The 15935-nt window shown below is 71.2% G+C and carries 17 protein-coding genes; 15 read left to right on the top strand and 2 right to left on the bottom strand.

Translation table 11 applies throughout. The annotated features are described in order from the left end of the window. Window positions 1-59: 59 nt before the first annotated feature. The 4 genes from O6P37_RS08425 to O6P37_RS08410 all read left to right on the top strand — a co-directional run bounded on the left by O6P37_RS08425 (window position 60) and on the right by O6P37_RS08410 (window position 5110). On the top strand, window positions 60-2678 hold the full coding sequence (locus tag O6P37_RS08425) for a glycosyltransferase family 1 protein (protein ID WP_269893612.1): 2619 nt from the start codon (window positions 60-62) through the stop codon (window positions 2676-2678). Next, window positions 2675-3532, top strand: a complete 858-nt coding sequence (locus O6P37_RS08420; RefSeq protein WP_269893611.1) for a Vgb family protein — start codon at window positions 2675-2677, stop codon at window positions 3530-3532. Before O6P37_RS08425 ends, O6P37_RS08420 begins: the two co-directional genes overlap by 4 nt. A 120-nt stretch (window positions 3533-3652) precedes the next feature. Next, on the top strand, window positions 3653-4360 hold the full coding sequence (locus tag O6P37_RS08415) for an MspA family porin (RefSeq protein WP_269893669.1): 708 nt from the start codon (window positions 3653-3655) through the stop codon (window positions 4358-4360). A 63-nt stretch (window positions 4361-4423) separates the two neighbouring features. Further along, window positions 4424-5110 (top strand): class I SAM-dependent methyltransferase, encoded by a 687-nt coding sequence (locus O6P37_RS08410; protein ID WP_269893610.1) that lies wholly within the window; start codon window positions 4424-4426, stop codon window positions 5108-5110. Here the strand turns inward: O6P37_RS08410 and O6P37_RS08405 are convergent. Next, a complete protein-coding gene (locus tag O6P37_RS08405) occupies window positions 5101-7080 on the bottom strand; it encodes an ATP-dependent DNA helicase (protein WP_269893609.1) in 1980 nt (659 codons plus the stop codon). The genes O6P37_RS08410 and O6P37_RS08405 overlap by 10 nt on opposite strands. Before the next feature lie 44 nt (window positions 7081-7124). Beyond that, the gene (locus tag O6P37_RS08400; protein WP_269893608.1) at window positions 7125-8411 is read right to left on the bottom strand and encodes a nicotinate phosphoribosyltransferase; all 1287 of its coding nucleotides are present in this window, start codon (window positions 8409-8411) and stop codon (window positions 7125-7127) included. 56 nt (window positions 8412-8467) lie between these two features. Between O6P37_RS08400 and clpS the strand changes: the two genes are divergently transcribed. The 11 genes from clpS (at window position 8468) to rdgB (ending at window position 15913) form a co-directional block, all read left to right on the top strand. Then, entirely contained in the window at window positions 8468-8770 is a 303-nt protein-coding gene (gene clpS, locus O6P37_RS08395) for an ATP-dependent Clp protease adapter ClpS (protein ID WP_264013345.1), read from the top strand. 6 nt (window positions 8771-8776) lie between these two features. Next, window positions 8777-9361: an oxidative stress transcriptional regulator AosR gene (gene aosR / locus O6P37_RS08390; RefSeq protein ID WP_269893607.1), complete on the top strand. Its 585-nt coding sequence runs from the start codon at window positions 8777-8779 to the stop codon at window positions 9359-9361. Next, complete coding sequence (locus O6P37_RS08385; RefSeq protein ID WP_269893606.1) at window positions 9358-10380, top strand: P1 family peptidase; 1023 nt, start codon at window positions 9358-9360, stop codon at window positions 10378-10380. Before aosR ends, O6P37_RS08385 begins: the two co-directional genes overlap by 4 nt. Before the next feature lie 25 nt (window positions 10381-10405). Further along, the gene (locus O6P37_RS08380; RefSeq protein ID WP_269893605.1) at window positions 10406-10819 is read left to right on the top strand and encodes a M67 family metallopeptidase; all 414 of its coding nucleotides are present in this window, start codon (window positions 10406-10408) and stop codon (window positions 10817-10819) included. Between the two features lie 50 nt (window positions 10820-10869). Beyond that, window positions 10870-11151, top strand: coding sequence for a MoaD/ThiS family protein (locus O6P37_RS08375; protein WP_269893604.1), 282 nt, complete (start codon window positions 10870-10872; stop codon window positions 11149-11151). Continuing rightward, the gene (locus O6P37_RS08370; protein WP_269893603.1) at window positions 11148-12116 is read left to right on the top strand and encodes a PLP-dependent cysteine synthase family protein; all 969 of its coding nucleotides are present in this window, start codon (window positions 11148-11150) and stop codon (window positions 12114-12116) included. Before O6P37_RS08375 ends, O6P37_RS08370 begins: the two co-directional genes overlap by 4 nt. Then, window positions 12107-12805 (top strand): rhomboid family intramembrane serine protease, encoded by a 699-nt coding sequence (locus O6P37_RS08365; RefSeq protein WP_264013339.1) that lies wholly within the window; start codon window positions 12107-12109, stop codon window positions 12803-12805. Before O6P37_RS08370 ends, O6P37_RS08365 begins: the two co-directional genes overlap by 10 nt. After that, a complete protein-coding gene (murI, locus tag O6P37_RS08360) occupies window positions 12802-13638 on the top strand; it encodes a glutamate racemase (protein WP_269893602.1) in 837 nt (278 codons plus the stop codon). Before O6P37_RS08365 ends, murI begins: the two co-directional genes overlap by 4 nt. A 68-nt stretch (window positions 13639-13706) precedes the next feature. Further along, a complete protein-coding gene (locus O6P37_RS08355; RefSeq protein WP_264013337.1) occupies window positions 13707-14480 on the top strand; it encodes a cyclic nucleotide-degrading phosphodiesterase in 774 nt (257 codons plus the stop codon). 30 nt (window positions 14481-14510) lie between these two features. Next, window positions 14511-15293 carry a ribonuclease PH gene (rph, locus tag O6P37_RS08350; protein ID WP_264013336.1) on the top strand — a complete coding sequence of 261 codons (783 nt, stop codon included), beginning with the start codon at window positions 14511-14513 and terminating at the stop codon, window positions 15291-15293. Window positions 15294-15298: 5 nt separating this feature from the next. Then, window positions 15299-15913 (top strand): RdgB/HAM1 family non-canonical purine NTP pyrophosphatase, encoded by a 615-nt coding sequence (gene rdgB, locus O6P37_RS08345; protein ID WP_269893601.1) that lies wholly within the window; start codon window positions 15299-15301, stop codon window positions 15911-15913. Window positions 15914-15935: the final 22 nt, after the last annotated feature.

Here is a 15935-nt window from a genome sequence, read left to right as displayed (position 1 = left end):
AGGGATCGGATGTGGGCAGCGCACTGCGCCGCCCGGATTTGTCAGTAAGGTTGAGCCACGTGAAAGCCCTGCGAAGGTTCACTGTCCGCGCCCATCTACCGGATCGGTTGTCGGCGCTGGAACGGCTGTCCATCAACCTGCGCTGGTCCTGGGACAGGCCCACACAGGACCTGTTCGCGGCCATCGACCCGGACCTGTGGCGCCGGCTCGGGTGTGATCCGGTCGCGCTGCTCGGCGGGGTCAGCCCGAAACGTCTGGACGCCCTCGCCGTCGACGAGTCCTTCCTGCGCCGGCTCGACGGGCTGGCCGCCGATCTGGACGACTACCTGACCCGTCCGCTGTGGTACCAGCAGGCTCAGGCGGACGGCGCCAGTGAGTCCCCCTTGCCCAACGGGATCGCGTACTTCTCGATGGAGTTCGGGGTGGCCGAGGTGCTGCCGAATTACTCCGGAGGTCTCGGCATCCTCGCGGGCGACCACCTCAAGTCGGCGTCCGACCTCGGCCTGCCGCTGATCGCGGTCGGCTTGTACTACCGGTCGGGCTACTTCCGGCAGTCGCTGACCGCCGACGGGTGGCAGCGCGAGAACTATCCGTCGCTGGATCCGCAGGGCCTGCCATTGCGGCTGCTGACCGACGCGGCGGGCGCCCCGGTGCTCGTCGAGCTGGCGCTGCCCGACGACAACCCGCTGCGGGCCAGGGTGTGGATCGCACAGGTGGGCCGGATCCCGTTGCTGCTACTGGATTCCGACATCCCGGAGAACGACCACGACCTGCGCGGTGTGACCGACCGGCTCTACGGCGGCGACCAGGAGCACCGCATCAAACAGGAGATCCTCGCCGGCATCGGCGGAGTGCGGGCGATCCGGGCGTACACCGAGGTGGAAGGCCTGCCCTCGCCGGAGGTGTTCCACATGAACGAGGGCCACGCCGGCTTCCTCGGAGTCGAACGCATCCGGGAGTTGATCGACGCCGGGCTGGACTTCGACACCGCGCTCACCGTGGTGCGGTCCTCGACCGTGTTCACCACCCACACGCCGGTGCCCGCGGGTATCGACCGGTTCCCGGTCGAGATGGTCAAGCGCTACTTCGGTAGCGCGCCGGGCACCCCGTCGGGCGCGGACTCCCGGCTGCTGCCCGGGGTGCCGCTGGACCGGGTGATCGCGTTCGGGGAAGAGGACGACCCGGCGAAGTTCAACATGGCCCACATGGGACTGCGGCTGGCCCAGCGTGCCAACGGGGTGTCGCTGCTGCACGGACGGGTCAGCCGCGAGATGTTCAACGAACTGTGGCCGGGCTTCGACCCGAACGAGGTGCCGATCGGGTCGATCACCAACGGCGTGCACGCGCCGACGTGGGCGGCGCCCGAGTGGATCGAACTGGGCCGGGAGATGCTCGGCGCGGACAACCTGGACTCGCTGCGCGAGCCCGACACCTGGCAGCGGTTGCAGGAGGTCGACTCCAGCCACCTGTGGTCGATCCGGTCGAAGCTGCGCCGCGCCCTGGTCGAGGACGTCCGGGCGCGGGTGCGCCGCTCGTGGCTGGAACGCGGCGCCTCCGATGCCGAACTCGGATGGATCGCAACGGCTTTCGATCCTAATGCGCTCACCATCGGGTTCGCCCGCCGGGTGCCGACGTACAAGCGGCTGACGTTGATGCTGCGTGACTCCGACCGGCTCGAGCGGCTGCTGCTCGACACCGAGCGGCCGATCCAGCTGATCGTGGCAGGCAAGTCGCATCCCGCGGACGACGGCGGCAAGGCGCTGATCCAGCAGATCGTGAAGTTCGCCGACCGGCCCGAGGTGCGCCACCGCATCGCGTTCCTGCCCGATTACGACATGTCGATGGCACGCCAGCTGTACTGGGGCTGCGACGTCTGGCTGAACAACCCGCTGCGGCCGCTCGAGGCGTGCGGCACGTCGGGCATGAAGAGCGCGCTCAACGGCGGACTCAACCTGTCGATCCGCGACGGGTGGTGGGACGAGTGGTACGACGGCGAGAACGGCTGGGAGATCCCGACCGCCGACGGGCTGGCCGACGAGACCCGCCGTGACGACCTCGAGGCCGCCGCCCTCTACGACCTGCTCGAGAAGTCGGTGACGCCGAAGTTCTACGACCGCGACGAGCACGGTGTGCCGACCCGGTGGGTGGAGATGGTCCGGCACACCCTGCAGGCGCTGGGACCGAAGGTGCTCGCGTCGCGGATGGTGCGCGACTACACCGAGAAGTACTACGCACCCGCGGCCCGGTCGCTGCGCAAAACCGTGGAGCCCGTGAACGGAACGGCCTTCGGCGCGGCCGGGGAACTGGCCGACTACCGGCGGCGGGCCGCAGAGGCGTGGCCGAAGGTCCAGATCACCGACGTGGACAGCTATGGCCTGCCCGACACGCCGCTCCTGGGCTCCGAGCTGACGCTGACCGCCAATGTCCAGCTGGGCGGGTTGCGGCCCGACGAGGTCACGGTGGAGGCGGTGCTCGGCCGCGTCGACGAGAGCGACGCGCTGAAGGACCCGGCGACGGTGGCGATGGCGCACACCGGCACCGCCGACGGCGGCACCGAGGTGTTCTCCACCACCACGCCGCTGCCCGTCGCGGGCCCGGTGGGCTACACGGTTCGGGTGCTGCCGCACCATCCGCTGCTGGCCGCCGACAACGAGCTCGGCCTCGTCACGCTGGCGTGAGCGCCCTCAAGGTCGCGCTCGACGGCGGGCCGTACGCGCTGGCGGCGGGTCCGGACCGAACGATCTGGGTGACGCTCGTGCACGGCGGCGCCGTCGCCCGGATCGGCGGGGACGGCAGGCCGGACGACGACGTGACGGTGTACCCGGTGGCGCCCGGCTCGCGGCCGTCGCTGATCACCGCGGGCCCGGACGGCGCAATGTGGTTCACCCGCACCGGCGACGATCGCATCGGCCGCATCACCACCGAGGGGGAGCAGACCTCCTTCCCGGTGGCCGAAGGCAGTGGGCCGTACGGCATCACCGCGGGCCCTGACGGTGCGCTGTGGTTCACCGGGACCACGTCGGGGGAGGTCGGCCGCATCACCACCGACGGCCGGGTCACCCGCGAGGCCGGGCTCGGCGGCTTCCCCGCGATGATCACCGCCGGCCCGGACGGGGCGCTGTGGTTCACCCTCAACCAGGGCAATGCCGTCGGCCGGCTCGAACCGGCGGGTGACCTGACGGTGCGCGAGCTGCCGACCAGCGGCGCAGGTCCGGTCGGCATCGCCGCCACCCACGACGACGCGGTGTGGTTCACCGAGATCCTCGCCGAGAAGCTCGGCCGCATCCCGATGAACGGGCCGATCGAGGAACTCGACCTGCCCGGCAAGCCGCACGCGGTGATCGCCGACCCCGCCGACGGGGTGTGGGTGAGCCTGTGGGGGTCCAGCCAGATCGCCCGGGTGAGCGGAGACGGCGAGGTGATCACCATCGATCTGCCGCCCGGAAGTGAGCCGCACGGGCTGGCGATCGGACCGGACGGGGCGCCGTGGATCGCGCTGGAGACCGGGTTCGTGCTGCGGCTGCCGATCTGACGCCGCGGACGTTCTGGCGGCTATCCGTAAACCCGTGACATGGCTCGCGGTAGGTTCGGCGCTGTGACGGATCGGGGACGGTGGTGGCGGGCACTCACAGCGGTGGCCGCGGCGGGATGGATGTGCGCGACGCTGGGCGGGCTGTCGCCGACCGCGGCCGCGGAACCCGAACCTCAGCCGGTCGCCGCCGAGGCGCCGCCGCCGGAGGGCGCGCCGCCGCCCGAGGGTGCGCCGCCTCCCGACCCGGGCCGGGTGGAGTCGACGCCGCCTGCCACCGTCACCACCCCCGACGACTGGGTGCTGACGCTGTCGGCGCGCGACGAGACGCAGGCGATCATCCCGCCGCTCACCACGGCGCTGTCCTCGCGCGAGTACGTCGTGGGCGGCACTTACGACGGCGAGTTGTCCGGACCCGACGACGGCGAGCCGCCGCACGGCACCCTCGAGGTCGGCTACGAGATCGGTTGCGGCATCGACATGAGCACCTCCAACGGCGTCTCGCTGACCGCGACGGCGGGCATCAACCCGTCGATCGGCGTGATAGGCACCGACCTCATCTCGCCGATCCCGGACGGCATCGTCCCGGGACTGGGCGGCAACCTCGGCGGCGGTGTCACCGTCGGTCTCAAGCCCGGCATCATCAACATCGTCCCGGTCACCAAGAAGGAGTTCACCGGGGCCGATCCGTGGGTGATGATCAGCAACTTCCGGGTGAAGATCGACGGCTGCGTCGGCGAGTCGTTCATCCGTTCCTACGCTTTCCTGACCCGGTCGACCGATCAGTCCGACGCGGTGCTCGCCTGGTACGGCACCACCAAGAAGGTCTGACGGCGTTTGCCTGAACGGCAACTCTTCTTGCCGGGTGGGCGGTTCGGTGCCGACACTGGCGGGATGAGCGACAACACGAGCGTGTTCCACCAGTTGCAGTTCGCCGACGACTACGCCGACAACCCGCCGAAATTCGTGCCGGGGTACCGCGAGATCCACCGCCTTGCGGCGATCCTCATCTCCGAACGGGCCCCCGAGCAGGCGAGGGTGCTCGTGCTCGGGGCCGGCGGCGGCCTGGAGATCAAGGCGCTGGCCGAGGCGCGGCCCGGCTGGACGTTCGACGGCGTCGACCCGGCGCGGCCCATGCTCGACCTCGCCGCGAAGACCCTGGGCCCGTTGACGTCTCGTACCCGGCTGCACGAGGGGTACATCGACGACGCACCCGCCGGGCCCTTCGACGCCGCGACGAGCTTCCTGACACTGCACTTCCTGGCGCTCGACGAGCGGCGCCGCACCGCGGCGGAGGTACGTCGCCGGTTGGCCCCCGGGGCGCCCTTCGTGGTGGCCCACATGAGCCTGCCCCAACGCGACGCCGCCGAACGCGCTATGTGGTTGTCCCGCTATGCCGAATACGCGCACGACTCGGGGATCAGCAGGGAGATCACCGAACGCGCCAGTGCCACGGTCGATTCGGACGTTCCGATACTGACGCCCGAGCAGGACGAAGCCGTCCTGCGGGACGCCGGGTTCACCGACGTCGTGCAGTTCTACTCGGCGTTCACCTTCCGCGGCTGGGTCGGCTACGCCTGATCCCGCAACCGTTCCAGCGCACCGCGCACCCGTGCGCTGTCGGTGGTCGCCCAGAACGGCGGCAGCGACGCCCGCAGATAGTTGCTGTAGCGCGCCGTCGCCATCCGCGAGTCCAGCACCGCCACCACACCGCGGTCCTGGGTGCCGCGCAACAACCGGCCCGCGCCCTGGGCCAGCAGCAGCGCGGCGTGACTGGCCGACACCGCCATGAAGCCGTTGCCGCCGTGTGCGGTGACGGCCCGCTGGCGCGCGGTGAGCAAGGGGTCGTCGGGCCGCGGGAACGGGATGCGGTCGATGAGCACCAGTGACAGCGACGGCCCGGGCACGTCGACGCCCTGCCACAGTGACAGCGTGCCGAACAGTGACGTGGCCGGGTCGGCGGCGAAACGCTCGACGAGCGCCGACGTGGTGTCCTCGCCCTGGCACAGCACGGGTGTGTCGAGCCGGTCGCGCATGATCCCGGCCGCGGCGCGGGCCGCACGCATCGACGAGAACAGTCCGAGGGTGCGCCCGCCGGCCGCGGTGATCAGTCCAGCGATCTCGTCGAGCTGCTCGGCGGAGCCGGTGCCGTCGCGGCCCGGCGCGGGCAGATGCGCTGCCACGTAGAGGATTCCGGCTTTCGCGTGCTGGAACGGAGATCCGACGTCGATACCGCGCCAGGCGGCGCCCTTGTCCGTGCCCGCCAGGCCCCAGGCGCCTGCCATCGCCTCGAAGTTGCCGCCGACGGTGAGCGTGGCCGACGTCAGCACGGCGGTCGAATGCTCGAACAGCCTGGCGCGCAGCAGCCCGGCGACCGACAGCGGCGCCACCCGCAGCACCGCCCGCACGGTGCCGCGGTTGTCCTCGTGATCGAGCCACACCACGTCGGTGCGGTCGGGGATCGCCGGGCCGAACGAGTCGAGGACGCGTGAGGCGGTGTCGCCGAGATCGGTCAGCGCGGTGACGGCCTCCGACCGCGCCGCGGCCGCCTTCGGGTCGGCGGGGGAGGTGTCGATCGCCGAGCGGGCGCGGTGGGCGGCGTCGCGCAGCGCGGTGAGGTGGGTGGCCAGCTCGTCGTCGAGCCGGTCCATCCGGCCGGGCGAGGTGTCGTGGATGAGCGAGGCGAACGTCGCGGTCGCGGCTTCGAGGCGTTGCGCGAGTTCGGCGTCGATCAGCCGCGCGGCCCGCCGGTGGGCGATGCCGAGCGACGTCGCCGACAGCTCCGCGGTCGCCACCGACGTCACCCGGTCCACCAGATCGTGCGCCTCGTCGACGATCAGGAACCGGTGCTCGGGCAGCACCGCCGCATCGGAGATGGCGTCGATCGCCAGCAGTGCGTGGTTGGTGACCACCACGTCGGAGTGTCCGGCTTTGTCGCGGGCCCGCTCGGCGAAGCAGTCGGTGCCGAAGGGGCACCGCGCCACCCCGATGCATTCGCGCGCCGAGACGCTGGCCTGACCCCAGGAGCGATCCGGCACACCGGGTTTCAGCTCGTCGCGGTCACCGGTCTCGGTGTCCGACGACCATGCGGTGAGCCGCTGGACGTCGCGGCCCAGCGCGGTGGCGGCGACGGCGTCGAACAGCTCGTCCTGCGGCCGGTCCTCGGATTCGGTCGACCCGGTCGAGCCGTTGTGGATCTTGTTGAGGCACAAATAATTCCCGCGCCCCTTGAGAAGTGCGAAGGTCGGCCGGCGAGGCAGCGCGCCCGCCAGTGCGTCCGCCAGCCGGGGCAGGTCGCGGTCCACCAGCTGGCGCTGCAGTGCGATCGTCGCCGTCGACACGACCACCGGCTCCTCGGCCGCCACCGCGCGGGCGATCGCCGGAACCAGGTAGGCCAGCGACTTGCCGGTGCCGGTGCCGGCCTGCACGGCGAGGTGCTCCCCGGTGTCGAAGGCCCGCGCCACCGCCTGCGCCATCTCGACCTGCCCGTCGCGGCGCGACCCGCCCACGGCGGCCACCGCGGCGTCCAGCAGAGCCGTGACGTCGTCCACGGCTCGTGTGCCGCTGGCGTGTGCGTTGGCGCCCGTGACTCCTCCTAGGCCATGCGGGTCGGGATCGCGGGCTCGCCTCTGGAGAGCTTCAGCCCGTCCCACGGCAGGCTGCCCAGGCCGGCGGCGACCAGACGGCGAGCCGCGTCCAGCCCGGGGTCGCCGACCGGTTCACCGGCGCGCACCAGGCAGACGGTCAGCGGGCTCGACTCGAGGCCGTCGGAGTCGGCGGGTGGCCGGCCCGCCGGGTGCACCACCTCCTCGACGATGGTGCCCGACGGCTTCGCGAGCCGCAGCCCCTGCTTGTGTCCGCCGTGGGACTCCTTGTGGCTGCTGCGTTTCGCCACCGGCAGACCGTCGACCTCGACGAGCTTGTAGACCATTCCGGCCGTCGGCGCGCCCGATCCGGTCACCACCGACGTGCCGACGCCGTAGCTGTCGACCGGCTCGGCGCGCAGCGCGGCGATGGCGAACTCGTCGAGGTCGCTGGAGACCACGATCTGCGTGCCGGTCGCGCCGAGGCCGTCGAGTTGCCCGCGGACCTGGCGGACCAGGACACCGAGCTCGCCGGAGTCGATGCGCACCGCGCCCAGCCCCGGGCCGGCCACCTCGACGGCGGTGGCCACCCCGGAGGTGATGTCGTAGGTGTCGACCAGCAGCGTGGTGTCGACCCCCAGCGCCTCGACCTGGGCTCGGAAGGCGGCGGCCTCGTCGGGCCCGTCCGCGGTGGTGTGCAGCAGGGTGAACGCGTGTGCGCTGGTGCCGAGGGCGGGCACGCCGTAGCGGCGCTGCGCCTCGAGGTTCGACGTGCCACTGAAGCCGGCGAGGTATGCGGCGCGGGCCGCGGCGACGGCCGCCTGCTCATGGGTGCGCCGCGAGCCCATCTCGATGAGCGGGCGGCCTTCGGCGGCGCTGACCATCCGGGCGGCGGCCGAGGCGATGGCGCTGTCGTGGTTGAACACCGACAGCGCCAGCGTCTCGAGGATCACGCACTCGGCGAAGGTGCCCTGCACCGACAGGACGGGGGAGCCGGGGAAGTACAGCTCGCCCTCGACGTAGCCCTCGACGTCGCCGCCGAAGCGGTACGACGACAGATAGGACAGGGTATCGTCGTCCAGGAAACCCGACACCGACTCCAGCGCTGCGGCGTCGAAAGTGAACTGCGACAGCAGTTCCACGAAGCGCGCGGTGCCGGCGACCACCCCGTAGCGACGGCCCTCCGGCAGCCGCCGCGCAAACACCTCGAACGTGGTGCGCCGGTGTGCGGTGCCGTCACGCAGCGCGGCGGCCAGCATGGTCAGCTCGTACTTGTCGGTCAGCAGCGCGGCCGTCACAGCTGCCACGGTAGTGGTCGGCGGAGCGGATCCACCACATCGGTATCCTTGCGGGCATGGTGACGCCGGCGAAGGCCCGACCGGGAACCCGCGAGGAACGCGATGTCGCGACCGCATCGGCCACCGACACCCCGTGGGTGACCATCGTGTGGGACGACCCGGTCAACCTGATGACCTACGTGACCTACGTCCTGCAGAAGCTGTTCGGCTACAGCGAGCCGCACGCCACCAAGTTGATGCTGCAGGTGCACAACGAGGGCAAGGCGGTGGTGTCGGCAGGCAGCCGCGAGTCGATGGAGGTCGACGTGTCCAAACTCCACGCCGCGGGCCTGTGGGCCACGATGCAGCAGGACCGCTGATCCGCGGTGCGCAAATGGAAACGGATCGACGGTGCGGGCGGCCCGCGGTTCCGGTCGGCGCTCGCCGAACACGAGGCGGCGCTGCTGCAGAATCTGGTGACGTCCCTGTTGGGCATGCTCGAGGAACGTGAATCCTCCTCGCCGGCAGACGAACTCGAGGCGATCACCGGTATGCGCACCGGCAACTCCCAGCCGCCGCAGGACGAGACGATGAAGCGGCTGCTGCCCGACTTCTTCAAGCCGCACAACGACCACCCGGCCGGGTCCGGCACGGCCGAGAGTCTCAACAGTGCGCTGCGCAGCCTGCACGAGCCGACCATTCTCGATGCGAAAAGGCAAGCGGGACAACGTCTGCTGGACACGCTACCGGGCAGTGGCGGCAAGTTCGAGCTGTCCGAGGACGACGCCGAGTCCTGGGTTGCCGCCGTCAACGACGTGCGGCTTGCGCTGGGCACCATGCTCGACATCGGCGACGGCGGGCCCGACGAGCTGCCGCCGGACCATCCGATGGCTGGACACCTCGACGTGTACCAGTGGCTCACGGTGCTGCAGGAGTACCTGGTGCTGGCGCTGATGGGCAAGGCCAGATGAGTGGTTCCATCACCGACGTCGGCGGGATCCTGGTCGGGCAGCATCACCGCCTCGACGACGACGCCACGCTGGGCTCCGGCTGGGCCACCGGCACCACCGTCGTGCTCACCCCGCCCGGCACCGTCGGCGCGGTCGACGGCAGAGGCGGCGCACCCGGCACCCGCGAGACCGACCTCCTGGACCCGATGAACTCGGTCCGCCACGTCGACGCGGTGGTGCTCACCGGCGGCAGCGCCTTCGGCCTCGCCGCCGCCGACGGCGTGATGACCTGGCTGGAGCAGCAGGGCCGCGGGGTGGCACTCGACGGCGGCGTGGTGCCGATCGTGCCGGGCGCGGTCATCTTCGACCTGCCGGTCGGCGGCTGGGGCTGCAGGCCGACCGCCGACTTCGGCTACACCGCCGCGGCCGCAGCCGGCACCGAGGTGGCCCTCGGCACCGTCGGCGCCGGCGTCGGCGCCCGCGTGGGCGTGCTCAAGGGTGGCGTCGGCACCGCGTCGACGATGCTGGACTCCGGGGTCACCGTCGGCGCGCTCGTCGTGGTCAACGCAGCGGGCGACGCCGTCGACACCGCCACCGGGCTGCCGTGGACGGCGTACCTGACCGAAGAGTTCGGGCTGCGCAGACCGCCGGCCGAGGAGATCGCCGCGTATCTCGACCGGCACGCCGAGCACAGCCCGCTCAACACCACCATCGCGGTCGTGGCCACCGACGCCGCGCTCAGCCCCGCCGGCTGCCGCCGCGTCGCCCTCGCCGCCCACGACGGGCTGGCCCGCACCCTGCGCCCGTCCCACACCCCGCACGACGGCGATACCGTGTTCGCATTGGCCACCGGCGCGATCGAGGTCGCCCCGCCGCCGGACACCCCGGCGTCGATGACGCCCGAGATGGCGTTGATCACCAGCGTCGGGGCCGCCGCGGCCGACTGCCTGGCCCGGGCGGTGCTGGTCGGCGTGCTGGCCGCCGAACCGGTGGCCGGAATACCGACATACCGGAGCCTGTTGCCCGGAGCGTTCGGATGAGCAGGCGTGCGACGAGGAGGTACCCGTGCTGACGATTCGCGCCGACCTGGTCGACGCCATGGTCGCGCACGCGCGTGCCGACCATCCCGACGAGGCGTGCGGCATCATCGCGGGCCCCGAGGGCTCGGACCGTCCGGAACGGTTTGTGGCGATGCTCAACGCCGAACGGTCGCCGACCTTCTACCGGTTCGACTCCCAGGAGCAGCTGCGGGTGTGGCGGGCGATGGACGATGCCGACGAGGTGCCCGTCGTCATCTACCACTCGCACACCGCCACCGAGGCCTACCCGAGCCGCACCGACATCTCGTATGCGTCCGAACCTGATGCCCACTACGTCCTGGTGTCCACCCGCGACCCCGACGACCACGAGTTGCGCAGCTACCGCATCGTGGACGGCGTCGTCACCGAGGAACCCGTCACCGTCGTCTCGGCTTACTGACACCGCCTACTGACACCAGCCCCGCCCACCAGCTCCGAAAGAGGACCACCATGAGCGTCACCGTCTCGATTCCCACCATCCTGCGCACGCACACCGGCGGCGAGAAGCGCGTCACCGCGTCCGGCGCCACACTGGCCGCGGTGATCAGCGACCTCGAGGCGAATTACTCGGGCATCTCCGACCGGCTCATCGACCCCGACAAGCCGGGCAAGCTGCACCGCTTCGTCAACGTCTACGTCAACGATGAGGACGTGCGGTTCTCCGGCGGGCTCGACACCGCCGTCTCCGACGGCGACTCGGTCACCATCCTCCCCGCGGTGGCCGGCGGGTGAGATACGACTCGCCGCTGGAGGCGCTCGGCAACACGCCCCTGGTCGGTCTGCAGCGGCTCTCCCCGCGGTGGCACGACGAGGGCGAGGCCCCGCACGTGCGGCTGTGGGCCAAGCTCGAGGACCGCAACCCCACCGGCTCGATCAAGGACCGCCCCGCCCTGCGGATGATCGAGCAGGCCGAACGCGACGGCCTGCTCGCCCCTGGCGCCACCATCCTGGAACCCACCAGCGGCAACACCGGCATCTCGCTGGCGATGGCTGCGCTGCTCAAGGGCTACCGGATGATCTGCGTGATGCCGGAGAACACCTCGATCGAGCGCAGGCAGCTGCTCGAGCTGTACGGCGCCCGGATCATCGACTCCCCGGCCGAGGGCGGCTCGAACACCGCAGTCGCGCACGCCAAGGAGCTGGCCGCGCAGAACCCGGAATGGGTGATGCTCTACCAGTACGGCAACCCGGCGAACTCGGCCGCGCACTACGAGGGCACCGGCCCCGAGATCCTCGCCGACCTGCCCGAGATCACCCACTTCGTCGCGGGGTTGGGGACCACCGGCACCCTGATGGGCGCCGGTCGCTATCTGCGCGAGCAGGTGCCCGATGTCGCCATCGTGGCCGCCGAACCCCGCTACGGCGAGGGCGTGTACGCCTTGCGCAACATCGACGAGGGCTTCATCCCCGAGCTCTACGACCCCGACGTGCTCACCAGCCGGTACTCCGTGGGCTCGTTCGACGCGCTCCGGCGCACCCGCGAGCTCGTGCAGGTCGAGGGCATCTTCGCCGGCATCTCCACCGGGGCGATCCTGCACGCGGCACTCGGCATGGCCGCCAAGGCGGTCAAGGCCGGCAAGCGCGCCGACATCGTGTTCACGGTGTGCGACGCCGGGTGGAAGTACCTGTCGACCGGCGCATACGCCGGTAGCCTTGATGACGCCGAGGACGCGCTGGAAGGGCAGCTATGGGCATGAGCGGGTACGGCGGTGGCAGTGGATACGCCGCCGGGCAACCGCCGAAGCCGAAGAAGCGGCCGGCATGGCTCGTCGGCGGCCTCACCGTGCTCAGCTTCGTGGCGCTGCTCTACGTCATCGAGATCTGGGACAACATCACCGGGCACCGCCTGGACGACAACGGGATCCGGCCACTGGAGTCCGACGGGCTCTGGGGCATCGTGTTCGCCCCGATGCTGCACTCCAACTGGGACCACCTGATCGCCAACACCGTGCCTGCCCTCGTGCTCGGTTTCCTGATGACGCTCGCCGGGCTCTCGCGGTTCATCTACGCCACTGCGATCGTGTGGATCCTCGGCGGTCTCGGCACCTGGCTGATCGGCAACATCGGCGCACACTGCCCGTACGTCGGCGTGCGCTGCGAGACCAATCACATCGGCGCGTCGGGCCTGATCTTCGGCTGGCTGGCGTTCCTGATCGTGTTCGGTTTCTTCACCCGCAAGGTGTGGGAGATCGTGGTCGGCGTCATCGTGCTGTTCGTCTACGGCGGCGTGCTGCTGGGTGTGCTGCCCGGCACCCCGGGAGTCTCTTGGCAGGGCCATCTGTGCGGCGCCGTGGCAGGCGTCGTCGCGGCCTATCTGCTGTCCAAGCCGGAACGCGCCGCGCGTGAGCGCCGCAAGACCCCGGCGAACCCGTACCTGACGTCGTGACGGATGTCAGCGCTCCCGTCGGCATCTTCGACTCCGGCGTCGGCGGCCTCACCGTCGCGCGGGCGATCATCGACCAGTTGCCCGACGAGAACATCGTGTACGTCGGCGACACCGGCAACGGTCCCTACGGCCCGCTGACCGTCCCCGAGATCCGGGCCCATGCGCTCGCCATCGGCGACGACCTCGTCGCCCGCGGCGTCAAGGCCCTGGTGATCGCCTGCAACACCGCCTCGTCGGCATGCCTGGCCGACGCCCGCGAACGCTACGCACCGGTGCCCGTCGTCGAGGTGATCCGGCCCGCGGTGCGGCGCGCGGCGGCCACCACCCGCAACGGCCGCATCGGGGTGATCGGCACCGCGGCGACCGTCGCATCGGGCGCCTACCAGGACGCGTTCGCCGCCGCCCGCGACACCGTCGTCACCGCCGTCGCGTGCCCCCGGTTCGTCGACTTCGTCGAGCGGGGAGTGACCAGCGGGCGACAGGTGCTCGGACTGGCCGAGGGCTACCTCGAACCGCTGCAGCGCGCCGGGGTGGACACCCTGGTGCTGGGCTGCACGCACTATCCGATGCTGTCGGGGCTCATCCAGCTGGCGATGGGCGACGAGGTGACCCTGGTGTCCAGCGCCGAGGAGACCGCCAAGGATCTGCTGCGCGTGCTCACCGAGCGCGATCTGCTGCGCCCGCACCCCGAGGACCCCGTCGCCGAACCGCCGGTGCGCAGCTTCGAGGCGACCGGAGATCCCGACGCGTTCACCACGCTTGCGGCCCGTTTCCTGGGTCCCGGTCTGGACGGTGTGCGGCCGGTTCGCCGTCACGCCGACGCGAGGATGTGACGTATGCCTTTCGGCCGGATCGAAAGCGGTGATGTTTTCGTCCTCGGCGTACCGGGCATGGCAAGCTAGTGGGCGTGCGAATCACCGTGCTCGGTTGCTCCGGTAGCGTTACCGGGCCTGATTCGCCGGCGTCCGGATATCTGCTCACCGCGCCCGACACCCCGCCACTGGTGATCGACTTCGGCGGCGGCGTGCTCGGCGCGCTGCAGCGCTACGCCGATCCCAACGACGTCCAGGTGTTGCTGTCGCACCTGCACGCCGACCACTGTCTCGACCTGCCGGGGCTGTTCGTGTGGCGCCGCTACGGACCTACACCCGCGCCCGCCCGCGGCGTGATGTACGGCCCGGCCAACACGTGGGCCCGGCTCGGCGCCGCGTCGTCTCCCGAGGGCGGCGAGATCGACGACTTCTCCGACATCTTCGACGTCCGGCCGTGGGTCGACGGCGAGGCCGTGAACATCGGGTCGCTGAACGTGCTGCCCCGGCTGGTGTGCCACCCGACGGAGTCCTACGGCATGCGGTTCACCGATCCGTCCGGCGCCTCGTTCGTCTACAGCGGGGACACCGGCGTCTGCGATGCGCTGGTGGAGCTGGCCCGCGGCGCCGACGTGTTCCTGTGCGAGGCGTCCTGGACGCATTCGCCGGATCGGCCGCCGAAACTGCACCTGTCCGGAACCGAGGCCGGCCAGATGGCGGCCGCGGCCGGGGTATCGGAACTGCTGCTCACCCACATCCCGCCGTGGACCTCCCGCGAGGACGTGATCAGCGAAGCCAAGGCCGAGTTCGACGGCCCGGTGCACGCCGTGGTCTGCGGCGAGACGTTCGACGTCCCGCGCCGCTGAATCACCCGGCCCACCGGTTAGGGTTGGCGCGTGTCCAGACGAGAAGACGGCCGCCTCGACGACGAACTGCGGCCCGTCGTGATCACCCGCGGTTTCACCACCCATCCGGCCGGCTCGGTGCTGGTGGAGTTCGGCCAGACCCGGGTCATGTGCACCGCCAGCGTCACCGAGGGCGTTCCGCGGTGGCGCAAGGGCTCCGGCCAGGGCTGGCTGACCGCCGAGTATGCGATGCTGCCCGCCGCCACGCATGACCGCTCGGACCGCGAGTCGGTCAAGGGCCGGGTGGGCGGACGCACGCAGGAGATCAGCAGGCTCATCGGCCGCTCGCTGCGGGCCTGCATCGACCTCAATGCCCTCGGCGAGAACACCATTGCCATCGACTGCGATGTGCTGCAGGCCGACGGCGGCACCCGCACGGCGGCGATCACCGGCGCCTACGTCGCCCTCGCCGACGCGGTGACCTACCTCGCGGCCGCCGACAAGCTCTCCGACCCGCGCCCGCTGTCCTGCGCGATCGCCGCGGTCAGTGTCGGCGTCGTCGACGGCCGGGTGCGCGTCGATTTGCCCTACACCGAGGACTCGCGCGCCGAGGTGGACATGAACGTGGTCGCCACCGACACCGGCACGCTGGTCGAGGTGCAGGGCACGGGGGAGGGCGCGACCTTCCCGCGCTCGACACTGGACAAGCTGCTCGACGTCGCGCTCGCCGCCTGCGACCAGTTGTTCGTCGTGCAGCGCGAGGCGCTCGAGCTGCCCTACCCGGGCGTGCTGCCGGAGCCGTCGTCGCCGCCGAAGAAGGCGTTCGGCAGCTGACGGTCGTGGTCGACGTCCTGGTCGCAACGCGCAACCGCAAGAAGCTGGCCGAACTGCGCCGCGTCCTCGACACTGCCGGGGTGTCGGGTCTGGAGCTGCGCTCGCTCGACGACGTGGCGCCCTTCGAGGAGGCGCCCGAGACCGGCGCCACGTTCGAGGAGAACGCCGTCGCCAAGGCGCGCGACGCATGGCGGGCCAGCGGACTGCCCGCGGTCGCCGACGATTCCGGCCTGGCGGTGGACGCGCTGAACGGCATGCCGGGGGTGTTGTCGGCGCGCTGGTGCGGCACCCATGGCGAGGACGCCCAGAACACCGCGCTGCTGCTGGCCCAGATGCGCGACGTGCCCGACGAGCGGCGCGGTGCGGCGTTCGTGTCGGCGTGCGCGCTGGTCACCGGACCCGGCCCGGAGCACACCACCGTCGCACGCGGTGAGTGGCGGGGGAGCATCGTCGGGGCGCCGCGCGGTGATGGCGGATTTGGCTACGATCCGGTGTTCCTGCCGGACGGAAACGACCGCACCGCAGCCGAACTCAGCCCCGCCGAGAAGGACGCGGCGTCACACCGCGGCCGCGCTCTGGCGCAGCTGATCCCGGCGCTGCGGGCGCTCACCGGGGCCTGACCGCCGGGCAATCGCGCCGACT

Source organism: Mycobacterium hippophais, assembly GCF_027529605.1.
GTDB classification, from domain to species: Bacteria; Actinomycetota; Actinomycetes; order Mycobacteriales; family Mycobacteriaceae; genus Mycobacterium; species Mycobacterium arseniciresistens.
This window is presented reverse-complemented; position numbering and strand designations above follow the sequence as displayed.